12 protein-coding genes and 1 pseudogene are annotated in these 15437 nt (G+C 73.4%); 6 read left to right on the top strand and 7 right to left on the bottom strand.

Annotated features, from left to right (window positions below; all coding sequences use genetic code 11):
* The first annotated feature begins 33 nt into the window (after nucleotides 1-33).
* The gene (locus OHA72_RS29995; RefSeq protein WP_327011137.1) at nucleotides 34-888 is read left to right on the top strand and encodes an expansin EXLX1 family cellulose-binding protein; all 855 of its coding nucleotides are present in this window, start codon (nucleotides 34-36) and stop codon (nucleotides 886-888) included.
* A gap of 32 nt (nucleotides 889-920) precedes the next feature.
* Complete coding sequence (locus OHA72_RS29990) at nucleotides 921-5351, top strand: tetratricopeptide repeat protein (protein WP_327011136.1); 4431 nt, start codon at nucleotides 921-923, stop codon at nucleotides 5349-5351.
* A gap of 11 nt (nucleotides 5352-5362) precedes the next feature.
* Here OHA72_RS29990 and OHA72_RS29985 read toward each other — a convergent pair whose 3' ends face one another.
* Nucleotides 5363-5941: an MBL fold metallo-hydrolase gene (locus tag OHA72_RS29985; protein ID WP_327011135.1), complete on the bottom strand. Its 579-nt coding sequence runs from the start codon at nucleotides 5939-5941 to the stop codon at nucleotides 5363-5365.
* Nucleotides 5942-6073: 132 nt separating this feature from the next.
* On the opposite strand from OHA72_RS29985, the gene OHA72_RS29980 reads away from it, so the two are divergent.
* On the top strand, nucleotides 6074-7384 hold the full coding sequence (locus OHA72_RS29980) for a caspase family protein (RefSeq protein ID WP_327011134.1): 1311 nt from the start codon (nucleotides 6074-6076) through the stop codon (nucleotides 7382-7384).
* An 81-nt stretch (nucleotides 7385-7465) separates the two neighbouring features.
* A complete protein-coding gene (locus OHA72_RS29975) occupies nucleotides 7466-8587 on the top strand; it encodes a bacteriocin immunity protein (RefSeq protein WP_327011133.1) in 1122 nt (373 codons plus the stop codon).
* A 9-nt stretch (nucleotides 8588-8596) separates the two neighbouring features.
* Here the strand turns inward: OHA72_RS29975 and OHA72_RS29970 are convergent, their stop codons facing one another.
* The 4 genes from OHA72_RS29970 to OHA72_RS29955 all read right to left on the bottom strand — a co-directional run bounded on the left by OHA72_RS29970 (nucleotide 8597) and on the right by OHA72_RS29955 (nucleotide 12809).
* Nucleotides 8597-9601, bottom strand: a complete 1005-nt coding sequence (locus OHA72_RS29970) for an aldo/keto reductase (protein ID WP_327011132.1) — start codon at nucleotides 9599-9601, stop codon at nucleotides 8597-8599.
* A 773-nt stretch (nucleotides 9602-10374) separates the two neighbouring features.
* Nucleotides 10375-11463 carry an IS630 family transposase gene (locus OHA72_RS29965; RefSeq protein WP_327006042.1) on the bottom strand — a complete coding sequence of 363 codons (1089 nt, stop codon included), beginning with the start codon at nucleotides 11461-11463 and terminating at the stop codon, nucleotides 10375-10377.
* Nucleotides 11464-11702: 239 nt separating this feature from the next.
* The gene (locus OHA72_RS29960) at nucleotides 11703-12095 is read right to left on the bottom strand and encodes a MerR family transcriptional regulator (protein WP_327011131.1); all 393 of its coding nucleotides are present in this window, start codon (nucleotides 12093-12095) and stop codon (nucleotides 11703-11705) included.
* Nucleotides 12096-12098: 3 nt separating this feature from the next.
* Nucleotides 12099-12809 (bottom strand): serine hydrolase, encoded by a 711-nt coding sequence (locus tag OHA72_RS29955; RefSeq protein ID WP_327011130.1) that lies wholly within the window; start codon nucleotides 12807-12809, stop codon nucleotides 12099-12101.
* A 100-nt stretch (nucleotides 12810-12909) separates the two neighbouring features.
* Between OHA72_RS29955 and OHA72_RS64930 the strand changes: the two are divergent.
* Nucleotides 12910-13110: pseudogene (locus tag OHA72_RS64930) on the top strand (endo alpha-1,4 polygalactosaminidase); the annotation flags it as partial.
* A 50-nt stretch (nucleotides 13111-13160) separates the two neighbouring features.
* A complete protein-coding gene (locus OHA72_RS29950; protein ID WP_327011129.1) occupies nucleotides 13161-13700 on the top strand; it encodes an endo alpha-1,4 polygalactosaminidase in 540 nt (179 codons plus the stop codon).
* On the opposite strand, the gene OHA72_RS29945 is transcribed toward OHA72_RS29950, so the two are convergent.
* Nucleotides 13648-14778, bottom strand: coding sequence for a sensor histidine kinase (locus OHA72_RS29945; RefSeq protein ID WP_327011128.1), 1131 nt, complete (start codon nucleotides 14776-14778; stop codon nucleotides 13648-13650). The genes OHA72_RS29950 and OHA72_RS29945 overlap by 53 nt on opposite strands.
* The gene (locus tag OHA72_RS29940) at nucleotides 14775-15437 is read right to left on the bottom strand and encodes a response regulator transcription factor (protein ID WP_327011127.1); all 663 of its coding nucleotides are present in this window, start codon (nucleotides 15435-15437) and stop codon (nucleotides 14775-14777) included. The genes OHA72_RS29945 and OHA72_RS29940 overlap by 4 nt, the downstream gene beginning before the upstream one ends.

The raw sequence follows: 15437 nt of genomic DNA, 5'->3' as shown, positions 1-15437 counted from the left end.
GAAGCCCGAAAGGGCTTCTAGACTCCCGGACCCATGGACCGCCGCCACCTGCGTTGGATGATCCCCGCCGCGGGTGCCGTCCTCGCCGTCGTCGTCTCGATCGTGCTCGTCATGCAGGACAGCGGCAACGCCGCCTGCGCCGCGCCGCCCGCGCCGCTGTCGCTCGCCCGCGAGCCGGTGGTCGAGAACGTGCGCGGCGGCAGCGCCTCGTACTACAGCACCAACCGCAACGGCATGTGCAACCTCGGCGCCCCATCCAGCGACGGCTACGCCGCCATCGGCCCGGCGGAGTGGGCGGGCGGCGCCGCGTGCGGCTCGTATCTCGCCGTGACCGGCCCCAACGGCCAGACCACCAACGTCCAGGTCGTCGACCAGTGCCCCTCCTGCCCCGCCGGAAAGATCGACCTGAGCAAGGCCGCCTTCGCCCGCATCGGCGCCGTGAGCGCCGGCATCATCCAGATCACCTACGGCACCGTGCGCGACCCCGCCCTGCCCGGCCCGCTGAAGGTCCGCGCCCAGGGCGGCAAGGGCTACTCCTCCCTGTCGGTCGTCCTGGACAACCACGGCAACCGCCTGTCCACTGTGGAGCTCCAGGCCGGCGACGGCTGGACACCGCTGAAGCACAACACCGACAACACCTGGACCGGCCCGTCAGGCCTCACCGGCCCGATCACCCTGCGCATCACGGACACCGCCGGCCACCAGGTCACGGTGCCCGGGGTGGCGCTGGGTTCCTCGGCGTTCCAGCAGACCGGCACGCTGATGTACTCCCCGGCCGCCGCGTCCCCGTCGCCTTCCCCCTCACCGTCGCCGTCGGCGTCGCCCTCCCCGTCCGCGGCGGCGAGCCCGGTCGCCGCAGCCGCCACCACCGGCCCGCCCATCTGCTGACGGAACGGCGCGTCTGTCCGTCAGACGTCGTTGTGGCGGTCGACGGGTTTCTGGGTCGGGTGCTGTCCGCTGACCGGGTGCCGGTGGGGACGTGTTTCCAGGTTGCCCCGGGCGTGGTGGTGACAGCCTGGCAGGTCCTTGCTGAGGCGGGGTCCGGTGACTGCGTGCTGGTGGACGCGCTGGCCTCGTCCGGTGGTGCGGCGTCGGGGCGGGTGCTGCGGGTCGACCCGGTGCATGACCTCGCGGTGGTGGCGCTGGCCGAGGGCGTGTTGCCGGGGGTGGCGGCGGGGTTCGCGCCGACGGGCGAGCAGCCGCTGTCGACGCCGGTGACGGTCACGGGCGTGTCGGACGGCGCGGGGTTCGTGGAGGCGTCGGGGCTGTTGGAGGGCAGCGGTACCCGCGACGGTGTGGTGGTCGGGCGGGTCGAGTCGAAGGCGGTGACGGCGGGGATGTGCGGCGCGCCGGTGCTGCGTCGCTCGGACGGCCTGGTGGTGGGTGTGGTGTCGGGCCGGCACGGCAGTGTGCGGGACTCGGTGTGGGTGGTCCGGGTCGAGGATCTGCTGGTGGTGCTGGACGGTGTCGCCGAGCCGTGGGTGCGCCGGTCGGCGGTTGGTGCGGCGGTGGACGTGTCGGTGGTGGTGGACGCGGGGTCGGTGACGGTGTCGGGTCAGGGCCGTCAGGCGGTGACCGTCCCGCACCAGGGCGTGGTGCCGGGCCTGCGGGTGTCCCTGGACGTGTTCCGCCGGTCCCGGTCCGGGTTGACGGTGCAGCGTGATCTGGCATCGGAGCAGGCCGGCGGTGGGGTGGAGGCGCCGGTGGTGGCCGTGGGGCGGGCGTTGACGGAGAACTTCCTCGCCGACGCGGCCGGTGCGTTGTTCAGTGATCTGGTCGCGGCGGCGCGTTCGGCGCATCGGCCGACGCGGGTGGGGCTGCGGGTGGTGCCTGAGCTGGCGGGGTTGCCGTGGGAGACGATGCTGTCGCCGGGGTCGGGTCTGCCGTTGGGGATCGACCCGCAGGTGCGGGCGTTCCGCCAGGCGCGGTCGGCGGCGGTGCGGTTGCCGGGTCCGTTGCGGATCGTGGTGGCCATCTCCTCCCCGCTGTCCGGCGGCGGGCAGGTCCTGGACTACGAGCAGGAACTGCGCAACGTGCTGGCCGCGGTCCGGGCGGCCCGGGCGTACGACGCGGACGTGCGGGTGGTGCATTTCGCAACCACAGCGGCGATCCGGGCGGCGTTGTCCGACGCGCCGGCGCACGTGCTGCACCTGTCCGGCCATGGCCTGCCGGGTTTGCTGGTGCTGGAGGACGAGGACGGCGCGGCCCGGCCGGTGACCGCCGACGAGTTCCTGAACGAGGCGGTCCCACCCGGTGCGACGCCGCCGGTGTTCGCGCTCGCCGCCTGCCACACCGCTTCGCACACGACGAATGGTGGCGGGTCGTTCGCGGAGGGGTTGCTGGCGCGGGGCGCGGGGGTGGTGATCGCGACGGAGACGTCGATCAGCGACGTGTACGCGACCCGGGTCTTCGCCCGCGTCTACGGCCGCCTCGCCGCTGATCCGGCGGCCGACGTCGTCGCTGCCGTCGCTGACGCCCGCGCCGCGGTGCAGGTGGAGTTGGAGCGGTCCGCGGATGACCGGGACCGGCGGCTGGCCGGGTTCCAGGAGTGGTCGACGGTGTCGGTGTACGCCCCGTCGGGTTCGGTCCCGGTCATCGACCCCGACGCGCCGCCGGCACCAGTGTCCGGTCGGCGGATCGGGACCGGAATCCTGCGGCGGGAGGTCGGCGAGGTCGTCGGCCGGCGCCGCGAACAACGCGAATGGCCGGCAGCGCTGCTCAGCGGCCGGACCGCCGGGATCGTCATCCACGGCCTCGGCGGCGTCGGCAAAACCACCCTCGCCGACGAGCTCGTGACCCGCATCCAGGAACGCGAACCGGAACGAGCCGTGGTCGCGGTTACCGGCCCGGTCACCGGTGAGCAGCTGTTCACCGCGCTCGCCCTGCAGATCAACGACCAGCTGCACGACCGTCGTGTCGCGCCGCCGGAGCGGGTGTTGCGGCTGCTGGCCCGGATCGCAGACCCCAGCCGCAGCCCCGCGGACCGCACCGGCACGCTGCACGATCTCCTTGCCGAGGTGCCGGTGCTGATCGTGCTGGACAACTTCGAGGACAACCTGGCCGGCACCGGCACCCAGCCCGTCGTCCCCGCCCTGGCAGGACTGCTCGCCGACCTGGTGGCCCGGCCGGGACGGTGCCGGCTGCTGATCACCTGCCGGTACCGGTTCACCCTCCCCGGCGGCGCCCACCGAGGCCTGACGTTCCACCACCTGGGCCCGTTGTCGTTCGCCGAGACGATGAAACTCGCCTGGGCGCTGCCGCACCTGGACCGGATGACCAGCACCGACCTGGAACGGGTGTGGCGGGCAGTCGGCGGCCACCCGCGCTGCCTCGAATACGTCGACGCGCTCCTTGCCTCGGGCACCGCCCGGTACACCGACGTCACGCTGCGCCTCGGCCGCGCCGTCGAACACCACCTCCGCACAACGACAGCCGCCACCGAGGTCCGCGACCACGACGTCGACACCTACCTGGGCACGCACACCACCCTCGACAACGCCATCGCCGAAGTCGCCACCCTCGCCGCCGACGACATCCTCCTCGACCAGCTCCTCACCAACCTCGACCACACCCCGCAAGCCGTCCGCCTACTGATCGGCGCCGGCGTCTACCGGGTCCCCGTCGACCGCACCGCACTCGCCTACCAACTCGGCCACCTCGACCCCACCATCGACCCCGCCGGCCACATCGACGCGATCGACCAGCAGATCACCGACCTGCTCACCGCCGCCGGCATCCCACCCGGCGACGTCACCCTGGACCAGCTGACGCCGGCGCTGCGCCGGCAGGTCGAAGTCCTGCTGGGGCAGCAGCTGCCGCTGCCCCAGGTCACCGCCGACCCTTACCTCGACCAGGCCATCATCGACGGCGTCGACACCGGCCTGCTCACCCCCGACCACGGGCCGGACGCAGCACCGACCTACTTCGTGCACCGGTGGACCGCCACCGCACTCGCAACCCGCGCCAACCACCTCATCGACGCCCACCAGCGCGCCGCCGCCTACTGGCGATGGAGAGTCGCCACCTGGCCCCAACCCCTGTCCGCAGACGCCGACGACCTCCGCGAAGCACACCACCACCTCACCACCGTCCACACCCTCGACCCCACCACCGACCCCCGCGACCTCGCCGACGTCTGCGACCAGCTCCAGTCCGTCCTCGCGCGGCTGGGCCAGCGCTACGAAGCCGCCACCTACTCCGAAGCCAACCTCCGGTTCCGCCGGCAGTTCCACGCCGCCGACCCCAACCTGCGACACGCCAGCGACCTCGCCGGCGCGCTCAGCGACTACGGCTTCCAACTATCGGATCTGGGACGGCGGGAGGAGGCGCTGGCCGCCACCATGGAGTCCGTCGACATGCGGCGCCGGTTGGCCGCGGCGGACCCGGCCGCGTTCGAGTCCGACCTCGCCCAGTCGTTGAACAACCTCGGTGTCGACCTGTCGGGTGTGGGGCGGTGGGAGGAGGCGCTGACCGCCACCATGGAAGCCGTTGCCGTGCGGCGACGGTTGGCGGCGGAGGACCCGGCCGCGTTCGAAGGTGCACTCGCCCGGTCGTTGAACAACCTCGGCTTCCGGCTGTCGGACCTGGGGCGGCGGGAGGAGGCGCTGACCGCCACCGCCGAATCCGTCGACGTGTACCGGCGGCTGGCGGCGGAGAACCCGGCGATGTTCGAACTCGACCTTGCGAGGTCGCTGAACAACCTCGGTATCGATCTGACCAGTGTCGGGCGGCCGGAGGAGGCGTTGGCCGTCGCGGTGGAAGCCGTCGACGTGTACCGGCGGTTGGTGGCGGAGAACCCGGTGGTGTTCGAATCCGATCTCGCCCAGTCGTTGAACAACCTCGGCGTGCTGCTGTCGGGTCTGGGGAAGCCCGAGGAGGCGTTTGCCGCCACCGTCGAATCCGTCGACATGTATCGACGGTTGGTGGCGGCGAACCCGGGCGCGTTCGCACCCGATCTCGCCCGCTCGTTGAACAACCTCGGCAACCGGCTGTCGACCTTGGGGCGGCCGGAGGAGGCGCTGGCCGCCACCATGGAAGCCGTCGAGGTGTACCGGCGGTTGGCGGCGACGAACCCGGCCGCGTTCGAAGGGGTACTCGCCACGTCCGTGAACAACCTCGGTGTCAACCTGTCGGGTCTGGGGCGGTGGGAGGAGGCGCTGGCCGCCACCGTGGAAGCCGTCGACATGCGGCGGCGGCTGGCGGCGGCGAACCCGGCCGCGTTCGAGTCCGACCTCGCCCAGTCGCTGAACAACCTCGCGGAATGCCTACGCAAGACGGACCCGGACCGTGCGGCGGCAGCCGCCGACGAAGCGCGGCGAATCACCGAGCGGCACGCCCCGCCCCGGAGCTGACGGCCCGCGGGTCAGCGGGGGGTGTCCGGGGTCGGGGTGAAGGCGGGGCCGTGGCCCGGGACCACGACGTCGGCGACCGCGAGCACCCTGGCGCGGCCCGCGTGCAGGGCCGGGAGGTCGGTGGCGTAGTCGTCGCCGACCGAGGTGGCGGTGTTCCACAGGTGGGTGAAGGCGACCACGCCGCCCGCCGTGCCGACGAGGGTGGTGATGTCCTCCGCGGTGTGGCCCGGGGTGCGGATCAGCCGGATCGACGGCGTCAGCTCGAACCCTTCCGCGTCGCGGTCGTCCCACTGGTCGCCGTGGTACACCGCCCAATGGTCATGGAAGCGCGCGTTGGGGAACAGCGCGGCGTTGAGGGTGTGGTCCGGATGGTGGTGGCTGAAGACGACGTCGGTGACCGACGCGGGGTCGACGCCGAGCGCGGCGAGGGGGTCCAGGATCAGCGAGCGGTCGCGGACCATGCCGGGGTCGGTGACGAGCAGGACGTCGCCGTCGCGGACGAAACCGACGGTCGAGGCGACGCCGGCGCCCGCGTAGCCGGTGTGCAGCAGGTCGTACGTGGCGGTCGCCGCCCTCGGGTGATCACTCATGGGACCAGGATCGCCGCTGCGGCGCCGCCGGGCGAGACGCAAAGCGGTATCGCATCGCAAGATTCACGCCACGGCGCGCCGGTCCGTCAGCAATGGTGCAGTACGCGCAACGGTGGAACCGGGAAGGACGGCATGCGGCGCACGGCCCTGCTCATCGGTGCACAGACCCACGGCCTCACCGGCGTGGGCAACGACGTCGACGTGATGGCGCGGCTGCTCGCCGGGCGGGGTTTCGCCGTCACGCGGTGTGACGGGGCGCGGGCCACCCGTGCGGGGATCCTCGACGCGTACGAGCGGCTGATCCGCGACGCCCGCCCCGGCGACGCCGTCGTCGTCTACTACAGCGGGCACGGCGGCCTGGCCACGCCGCCGCCGGAGCTGGCGCCGCGCGGCCGGCTCGCGCCGCCGCCGCGGCTGCAGTTCATCGTCCCCGTCGACCACACCGGGGCGGCGGGCGAGGACTTCCGGGGCATCACCGGGCCGGAGCTGTCGGTGCTGCTGGTCCGGCTGACGAACACGACCCGCAACGTCACCGTCGTCGTCGACGCCTGCCACGCGGCGCACGTGTCGCGCGACGACGAGCTGCGGGTGAAGGCGCTGCCCGCGCCGGTGTACCTCGACGTCGCCGAGCACCTGAGCCGGCTGCGCCGCCAGGGCCTCGACACCGCCGCGCTGCACGCGCTGGGCAACCAGGACGCGGTGCGCGTGGTCGCCTGCGGTCGCGAGCAGTCCGCGTACGAGTACACCAACGACGCCGGACGACGGGTCGGGCTGTTCACCGAGTCCCTCGCCCTGGCCCTGGCCGAGGCCGGTGACGCACCGGTGACCTGGGCCGGCCTGCTGCCGAAGGTCCGCGATCGGGTGCGGGCCGAGGTGCCGTTCCAGCGGCCGGAGGCGGAGGGGCCCTCGCTGCGGGCACCGTTCCGGCCCGACCCGGTCGAGCCGGGCCCCGGCCCGCAGCAGGCGCCGGAACGCGCGGCCCTCGACGCCCGCGTGACCGTCGGATGGGGCAGGGTGGTGGACGGCCGGGCCCGGCCGCTGCCCGGGCAGGACGCCGTCGTGCACGCCGGCGACCACGTGTACGTGCACGTCCGCAACGACGACGCGGCGACCGTGCACGTGTCGCTGCTCGCGTTCGACGTCCTGGGCCGCAGCCGCGTCGTCACCTCGCTCGACCCGTCCGGCGTCGCGGTCCGGCCCGGCGAGGAGCACGTGATCGGCCGCGACGAGCTGCACGGGCGCCTCGACGGCATCGCGCTGGGCTGGCCGCCGGAGGCGGGTGACGCGCCACGGCCGGCGGCGTTCGTCGTGCTGGTCGCCTCGGGCCCGGAGGCTCCCGCGGAGGTCTACCGGGACCTGGCGATGCCCGGCGGCGGCGAGGTGCGGCGGGACGCACACCGCATCCGTTTCCGGCTCGACCCCGGGCCGCGTTCCCACCACTAGGGCGAGGTCGTCGTCCGCGGGGCGGGCGGCACCGGCCCCGGCCCGCCCCGCGAACCGGCCCGCGTCTTGCCCGTGCCGGCGGTGCGGGCCGATCCCATGCCCTCCGGGGTCGACCTCGTGCAGGCCGGGGTCGATCTCGTGCAGGCGGGGCGGGTCGCCGCGCACGGCCCACGCCCGGGTCGCGCCGCCGGACTGCTCGTCGTTGTCGTGGTACACGGTCGGTTCGGCCCCGGTGAGCAGCCGCCCGGCGGCGACCCGGAGGCCGTCGAGGCGCACGCCGACGTGGTCGAGCTCGGTGGGCGCCCCGGCCGTCGCCTCCCACAGCCGCAGTCCCGTGCCGTCGGCGGCCGCGAGCAGGTGCCGGCCGTCCACGGCGAGCCCGGCCGTCGCCCGCCCACACCCCTCGACGATCACCTGGCCGCCGGCGGCGCAGACGGCGTACTCCCCCGACGCGGCGATCGCGCCGACCGTCGCGTCGTCGGTCCACAGCGCCGTGACCGGGCCGCGCAGCGCGACCAGGGTGCGATGCGGGGTCTCCTCGGCCGGGAGCAGCCACCCCGCCGTCCACGGCAGCCCGCCCTCGTGCGCGAGCCGGTCCGCGACCTGTCCGCACCGATCCGCCGGGCCGCGAACTGCACCTGCGCCCGCCCGTCATCGCCGCGCAGGTACGCACCCGCGCTGGACGGCAGCCGACTCGTCCACCCCGCCAGTATCCACCGGCATCCACCGGCGGCGGGGCCGTGGCAGGATCGGCGCATGGAGCTGAGGCCGCAGCTGCTGCCACCGGCCGTCGCCGCCGACCGGCTCGCGGCCGTACAGGCGCGCATGACGACGATCCGGGACCTGCTCGACCGCGGCGACCCGCGGGCCGCGGCGGCGATCGCGGCGCTCAACGACGCCACCGGCCACGACCACACCGCCGAGGACCTGCGGGACGGGTGCGCCGGCCTCGAGCTCGACGAGCTGGCCGCCGCTCCCCCGGTCCGGCGGGTCCCCGGCATCACCCGCGACGAACTCGTCGAGATCGTCCGCCGGATCATGGCCGGCGACCCCCACACCGACTTCTACGTCGCACTGTTCGACGCCAACGTGGTCATGCCCGGCCCGTCCGGCCTCATCTTCCATCCGCCGGCCCACCTCGCCGACGCCGGCGCGGAGGAGATCGTGGACGCGGCGCTGGCGTACCGGCCGATCGCGCTGTGACGCGTGCCGTCACGCCCCGGCGGCGGCAAGGGTGTCGAGGGTCGCGGCGTCCAGGCTGATGTCGAGGGCGGCGACCGCGGCGTCGTAGTGCGACGGGGTCCGCGGGCCGATCAGCGTGACCCGCGCCGGGTCCTGCTGGTGCAGCAGCCACGCCAGGACGAGCTGGTTGCCGGTGACCCCCAGCTCCGCCGCCACCCGCGCCACGGCCGCGAACCGCGCCTCGGTGTCGGCCCCCTGATACGCCTGCATCACGTGGTGGCTCTGCCGTTTCGCCACGTCGTCGTACACCCCCTTGAGGATCGGCGAGTACGCAACCAGCGTCACCTCCGGGTGCTGCCGCAGATACGCCAGCTGCTCACCGTCCACAATGGACACGCTCGGCGCCGCCGGCCGCAGGTACGAGTGCTCCTGCTGGACGGCCACCGGCGCGGGCCAGCCGTGCTCCCCGCACAGCGCGGCGATGGCGCCCAGCCGCGCCGTCGTCACGTTGGACCAGCCGATGTGCCGGGTCTTGCCGGCCGCAACCAGCCCCGCGAGCGCCTGCAACGTCTCCTCCAGCGGCGTCTCCAGATCGTCGACGTGGACGTAGTACAGGTCGACGTGATCGACCCCGAGCCTGCGCAGGCTGGCGTCCAGGGCATGACGGAGCGTGTCACCGCCCGCCCCGGCGTACTGCGACGCGGCGCTGACACGCCCCTCCCGGATCCCGGCTGGGTCCCCGACCCAGGCACTACCCTTGGTCGCGAGGAACACGTCGTCCCGCCGCCCGCTCTTGGCAAACCACCGCCCGAGCAGCGATTCACTCTCCCCGCCGGTGAACGCCGCCGCCCCCGCCGGCGCGTCGGGCCACCACGCGTAGCAGTCGGCGGTGTCGAGGAACGTACCCCCGGCCTCGAGATACCGCTCCAGGATCAGCGTGGACGCAGCCTCGTCGGTGCTGGTACCCATCAACATGCAGCCGAGGGCGAGCGCGCTGACCTGCTCACCGCTGCGGCCGAGTGGAACTGTTCGCATACCGCTGACGCTAGGACCTGGAGCGCGCACCAGGTCAAGCCACCACAATCCCACCCCCGCCCGCACCCACCACAGCCCCACCCCACCACCCCGACGTAGCCCGACGAACGCGGCCCCCGACCCGACGGCCCCCGACCCGACGCGGCCCGACGCGGTCCGATCTGTCCCGCTTGCGGCTCTGCCCAACCGGCGGTGCATGGCACGACCCGGCGCGGCACGACCCGGCGCGGCACGGCACGGCCTGACCCGGTTGCAGCTCTGCCCGACCGGGCGGTGCGCAGTCCGACCCGGCGCGACCCGGCGCAGCACGACCCGGCGCAGCACGACCTGACCCGGTTGCAGCTCTGCCCGACCGGGCGGTGCGCGGCCCGACCCGGCGCAGTCCGACACGACTTGACCCGGCGCGACCCACCCAGCCCTGCCGACCCAACCGGCGCGGACCCGATCCGGCCCGGCGCGACCGGGCCAACCCGACGCTGTCCGGCACGGCCCGACCCGCCCAGCCGACCCGGCGCCACTCAACCGCCCGGCGCGGCCCGGCCCAACCGGTGCGGCGCGGCCCACCCGGCGCAGTCCGGCACGACTCAACCGACCCGGCGTGATCCGCCCAGCCGACCCGGCCCGGCGCGGCCCGGCGCGGCGAGGGGCGTTGCGGCCGACCGGATGGTGCGCGGCCCGACCCGGCGTAATCCGACACCACCCGGCGCGACCTACCCAGCCGCTCCGACCCTCGGCGCGGCGCGATCCAACCCGCGCGGACCAGCCCAGCCGACCTAGTGTCCTGAGTCGTTAATTCGGCCGCAGTACGCGGCGAGTGTTTCGAGGATCTCGTCGGCGGTGCGGGTCCAGACGAACGGCTTCGGGTCGGTGTTCCACGCTTCGATCCAGGCGGTCACGTCGGCTTCGAGTGCGGCGACGCTGCGGTGCGTGGAGCGACGGAGCTTGCGGTTGGTGAGCTCGGCGAACCAGCGTTCGACGAGGTTGAGCCAGGACGAGTAGGTCGGTGTGAAGTGCAGGTGGAAGCGGGGGTGCTTGACCAGCCACTGCTGGATCTGGGGTGTCTTGTGCGTGCTGTAGTTGTCCAGGATCAGGTGAAGGTCCACATCGGACGGTGTGGCGTTGTCGATCGTCCTGAGGAACCGCAGGAACTCCTGATGCCGATGTCGTCGCTGGGTCTGCCCGATCACCTTGCCGGTCGCCAGGTCCAGAGCTGCGAACAGGCTCGTGGTGCCGTGCCGGACGTAGTCGTGGGTCTGCCGGGCGGGCGCGGCCGGCATCATCGGCAGCACCGGCGCCGTGCGGTCCAACGCCTGCATCTGGCTTTTCTCGTCCACCGCCAGGACCATCGCCCCGACCGGCGGGTCGAGGTACAACCCGACAATGTCGCGGACCTTCTCGATGAACTGCGGGTCCGTCGACAGCTTCCAATCGTCGACCAGGTGCGGCTTGAGCCCGAACGCACGCCAGATCCGCGACACCGCGGTCTGATTCAAGCCGACCGCCCTGGCCATCGATCGGGTCGACCAGTGACTGTCACCCCGCGGCGGCGCCTGCTCCAACGTCGCCACCACCACCGCCTCGACCGCATCATCAGTCAGCTTGCGCGGCGCTCCCGGCCGCGGCTCGTCCGACAAACCCTCCAAACGCCTGGCGATGAACCGGGACCGCCACTTCCCGACCATGTCCCGAGACACCCCAAGCCGCGCAGCAACAGCGGTGTTCGGCATGCCGTCCGCACACGCCAACACGATCCGCGACCGCATCGCCAACGCCTGCGATGACTTCGCCCGCCGCGTCCATCGCAACAACGTCTCACGCTCATCGTCGGACAACACCAACGACCCCTGCGCCTTCCCTGGCATACGCAAAGTGTAGGCGAATTAGCGACTCAGGACACTAGCCCAGTGCCGACCCAGGCCGGCCTGACGCGATCCAACCCCGCGCGACCCCGCGCGACCCAGGGCGACCCAGGGCGCGGCGGGTCCAAACGGCGCGGCGCGGCCCCGCGCGAACGGCCCGACCCGACGCGGCCGGCCCGACGCGGCACGGTTCGGCACGGCGTGAATCGGGCCGACGGGGCGTGGTCAGGGTGGTGCGGGGGTCAGGCTGGGGTTTGGGCGTCGGCGGGGGTTGTGTGGGCGAGTTCTCGTCGGTACCAGCCGATCTTCTCCTTGATCCTTACCTGCTCCTCGCGCAGGGCGGCGATCTTGTGTTCGATGTCGCGGTCGTGTTCTTCGAGGAGTTCGGCGCGTTCGGCGAAGGTGCCCTCGCCGTCGCGGGCGAGTTCCGCGTAGCGGCGCATTCTGGCGATGGGCATGCCGGTGTCGCGCAGGCAGCGCAGGACGTCGAGCCAGGCCAGGTCGTCGTCGGTGAACAGGCGCTGGCCGCCGGCGGTGCGGTCGATGCCGTCGAGCAGGCCGATGCGCTCGTAGTAGCGCAGCGTGTCGAGGCTGAACCCGGTCTTCTGGACGGTCTCCCGCGGCGAGTACGGCATGCCTCATTTTCCCACGAGCACGCGGATCGCATCGCCCAGCGCACGCATGGTCGCCAGCACCTCACCGACCGTTGCCGCCGCTGGGGACCAGTTGGCCAGGACGGCGTAGCTGACCGCAGCGTCCAGGCCGGTGACGACGCCGACGTCGGCGCGGACCCCCTCGTCGGTGCCGGTCTTGTTGCGCAGCACGGCGCCGGCGTGTGACAGCGGGTCGAGGTCGAACGCCGACGCCACCATCGACAGGTCCGCCGACGTGCGCATCCAGTCCAGTACCCGGTCACCGCCGTCGAGCGACGGCAGCCGGTGCAGCAGCAGCGACAGCTCCGCGGCGCTGCCGGAGGACAGCCGCGGCGGGTGCGAGGAGGTGCGGGCGTCGCGGACCACGTCGTGCAGCGCCGTCGCGGTCAGGCCCAGCGAGGCGCCGAGCGCCGCGACCCGGTCGAGCCCCGCGTGGCGGATCAGGACGTTGGTCGCCAGGTTGTCGCTGACCGACGCGACCAGCACCGCCACGTCCTTGACGGGCAGCACGTCGGTACCCAGGTGCTGCCACAACCCCGAGTCCGCGACCGGCGCCACGTCCCGCCGGTCGCAGGGCAGGTCGGGCGGCAGGCTTCGGGCGACCTCGAGCAGGAGCAGCAGCTTGCCGACGCTCGCGGTGGACAGCACCAGGTCCGGCTGGTGCGCGTGGAGCACGGTGCCGTCGGTGTCGCGCACGCATACGGACCACGTGACGGCCGTGTCTGTCCCCTGACCGGGCGGCGCATTCCGCCGGACCGTCAGATCAGGCCAGTCCACGCCTGGCCGATGGCGAGGCATGCGACACACCCCCCGCACCATGGTCGTGGCCCTGGCGGCGCTTGCCGCCGTCATGATCTCCACGGTACCGGCCGCCGCCGCTGCCACCTCCCCGGCCACCTGGTGGAAGCCGGCCGCCGGCGCGACGTGGCAGATGCAGTTCACCGGGGCGCTGGACACGTCCGTCGCCGCCGACGTGTACGACATCGACGGCGCCGACGCGACGGCGGCGCAGGTCGCGAAGCCGCACGCGGCCGGCCGGAAGGTGCTGTGCTACGTCGTGCCGGCTCGTGGGAGAACTGGCGCGCCGACGCCGCCCGTTTCCCCGCCGCCGTGCGTGGCAAGGCCCTCGACGGCTGGGCCGGCGAGCAGTGGCTCGACATCCGGCAGTGGGACACGCTGCGCCCGATCCTCGCCGAGCGGTTCGCGACCTGCAAGGCCAAGGGTTTCGACGCCGTCGACCCCGACAACATGGACGGCTACGCCAACGCGTCCGGGTTCCCGCTGACCGCCGCGGATCAGCTGCTGTTCAACCGCCGGGTCGCGGACCTGGCGCACTCGCTGGGCCTGGCCGTCGGGTTGAAGAACGACCTGGAGCAGATCACCGAGCTGCAACCGTCCTTCGACTTCGCCGTCAACGAGTCGTGCGTGCAGTGGAAGGAGTGCGCGATGCTCCGCCCGTTCGTGACCGCCGGCAAGCCGGTCTTCCACGTCGAGTACAGGGCGGCGCTGTGCCCGGCCGCGACGGGCCTGCGGCTCAGCTCGATCCGGAAGAACCTTCGCCTGGACGCGTTCCGCGCCCCCTGCTGAGCGCGGCGGCGGGGCGGAAGTCGACGGTGACGTCGAGGCCGCCGCCGGGGCGGGGCAGCACGCGCAGGTCCGCGGCGTGGGCGGTGGCGATCGCCTGGACGATGGCCAGGCCGAGGCCGTGGCCGTCGGTCCGGCCGATCCGCTGCCCCTCCAGCCGCTGGAACGGCTGCAGCAGCCGGCCGATCTCCTGCGCCGGGACGACCGGCCCGCTGTTGCGGACGGTGAGCCGGGCCGCGCCCTGCACCGACATGGTGGTGACCTCGATCCAGCCGCCGTCGACGTTGTACCGCACCGCGTTGTCGACGAGGTTCGCCACCAGGCTCTCCGCCAGCCGCGGATCGCCGGCCCCGACGGCCGGGCCCAGCGACGACCCGACCCGCACGCCGCGGACCTTCGCCTCGGTGGAGCGGCGGCGCAGCGCCGCGGCCGCGATGGCGGCCAGGTCGACCGGCTCGTCCTGCTCGACGCCCTGCTCGCCGCTGGCGAGGGTGAGCAGCGCGTCGACGAGGCGTTCCTGGGCGGCGCCGAGGGCGAGCACCTCGCGGCACGCCTCACGCAGCGTGTCGACGGTGACGTCGGGGTCGGCGAGGGCGACCTGCAGCAGCGCCCGCTCCGCCGCGAGGGGCGTCCGTAACTCGTGGGAGGCGTTGGCGACGAAGCGCCGCTGCGAGGCGAACGCGGCCTCGAGGCGTTCGAAGACGCTGTCGAGCGTCGAGGCGAGCTCGGTGAACTCGTCGCCGGAGCCGGTGCGGCCGAGGCGGCGGTGCAGGCTGGTCGCGGAGATGTCGCGGGCGTTGGCGATGATGGTGCGCAGCGGGCGCAGGACCCGCCCGGCGATGACCCACCCGCCGATCACCGCGAGGAGACTGGCCAGCAGCAGCGTCACGACGATGACGCGCAGCATCCGGTCGTCGGCTGGCGGCTCGTGGGGCTCCGGCGCGAACCCCGGGCCCACGGGGGCGCTGGACGCCGAACCGTAGGAGAACAGCCCGATCCCCGCGACGACCGCGAGCAGGAACGGCACCGCGTACAGCCCGGTCAGCCGCCACTGCAGGCGGCGGTTGCGGCGGGCGGTCACGGCGCGCCGATGCGGTAGCCGGCCTCGCGGACGGTGTGGATGAGGTCGGGGGTGCCGAGCTTGCCGCGCAGCCGGCGGATCGTCGTCTTCACCACGGTGGTGAACGGGTCGGCCGCCTCGTCCCACACCCGCTCCAGCAGGTCCTCCGCGGACACGGGCCGGCCGTCGGCGGCGAGCAGGCACTCCAGGACGCCGAACTCCTTCGGGCTGAGCTCCAGGCGGCGGCCCGCCCGCGACGCGACCCGGCGGGCGGGGTCGAGGGTGAGGTCGCCGTGCTCGTACACGGTCGGCAGCGCCGCGTCGGGCCGCCGGGCCAGGGCCCGGATCCGGGCGACCAGTTCCTCGAAGTCGAAGGGTTTCGGCAGGTAGTCGTCGGCGCCGAGGCCGAGGCCGTCGACGCGCTGCTTGACGGTGCTGGCCGCGGTCAGCATCAGCACCCGGCTGCTGGAGCGGGCCGCGACGATGCGGCGGCACACCTCGTCGCCGTGCACGCCGGGCAGGTCGCGGTCCAGGACGACCACGTCGTACCGGTTCACGGCGAGCCGTTCGAGGGCCTCGGCGCCGTCCAGGACGACGTCGACCGCCATGCCCTCCCGGCGCAGTCCCGTCCCGACGGTCCTGGCCAGGACCTCGAAGTCTTCGACCACCAGCACCCGCAT

The sequence above is a fragment of the Dactylosporangium sp. NBC_01737 genome (assembly GCF_035963215.1).
Taxonomy (GTDB): Bacteria; Actinomycetota; Actinomycetes; order Mycobacteriales; family Micromonosporaceae; genus Dactylosporangium.
Note: the sequence above shows the minus strand (reverse complement) of the source record. Positions and strands in the feature narration are given on the sequence as shown.

Excerpts from the sequence above, each read along its gene's own strand:
- OHA72_RS29995 (WP_327011137.1), top strand. The coding sequence starts at position 34 with ATGGACCGCCGCCACCTGCGTTGGATGATCCCCGCCGCGGGTGCCGTC.
- OHA72_RS29985 (WP_327011135.1), bottom strand. The coding sequence starts at position 5,941 with ATGAGTGATCACCCGAGGGCGGCGACCGCCACGTACGACCTGCTGCAC.
- OHA72_RS29980 (WP_327011134.1), top strand. The coding sequence starts at position 6,074 with ATGCGGCGCACGGCCCTGCTCATCGGTGCACAGACCCACGGCCTCACC.
- OHA72_RS29970 (WP_327011132.1), bottom strand. The coding sequence starts at position 9,601 with ATGCGAACAGTTCCACTCGGCCGCAGCGGTGAGCAGGTCAGCGCGCTC.
- OHA72_RS29965 (WP_327006042.1), bottom strand. The coding sequence starts at position 11,463 with ATGCCAGGGAAGGCGCAGGGGTCGTTGGTGTTGTCCGACGATGAGCGT.
- OHA72_RS29960 (WP_327011131.1), bottom strand. The coding sequence starts at position 12,095 with ATGCCGTACTCGCCGCGGGAGACCGTCCAGAAGACCGGGTTCAGCCTC.
- OHA72_RS29940 (WP_327011127.1), bottom strand. The coding sequence starts at position 15,437 with ATGCGGGTGCTGGTGGTCGAAGACTTCGAGGTCCTGGCCAGGACCGTC.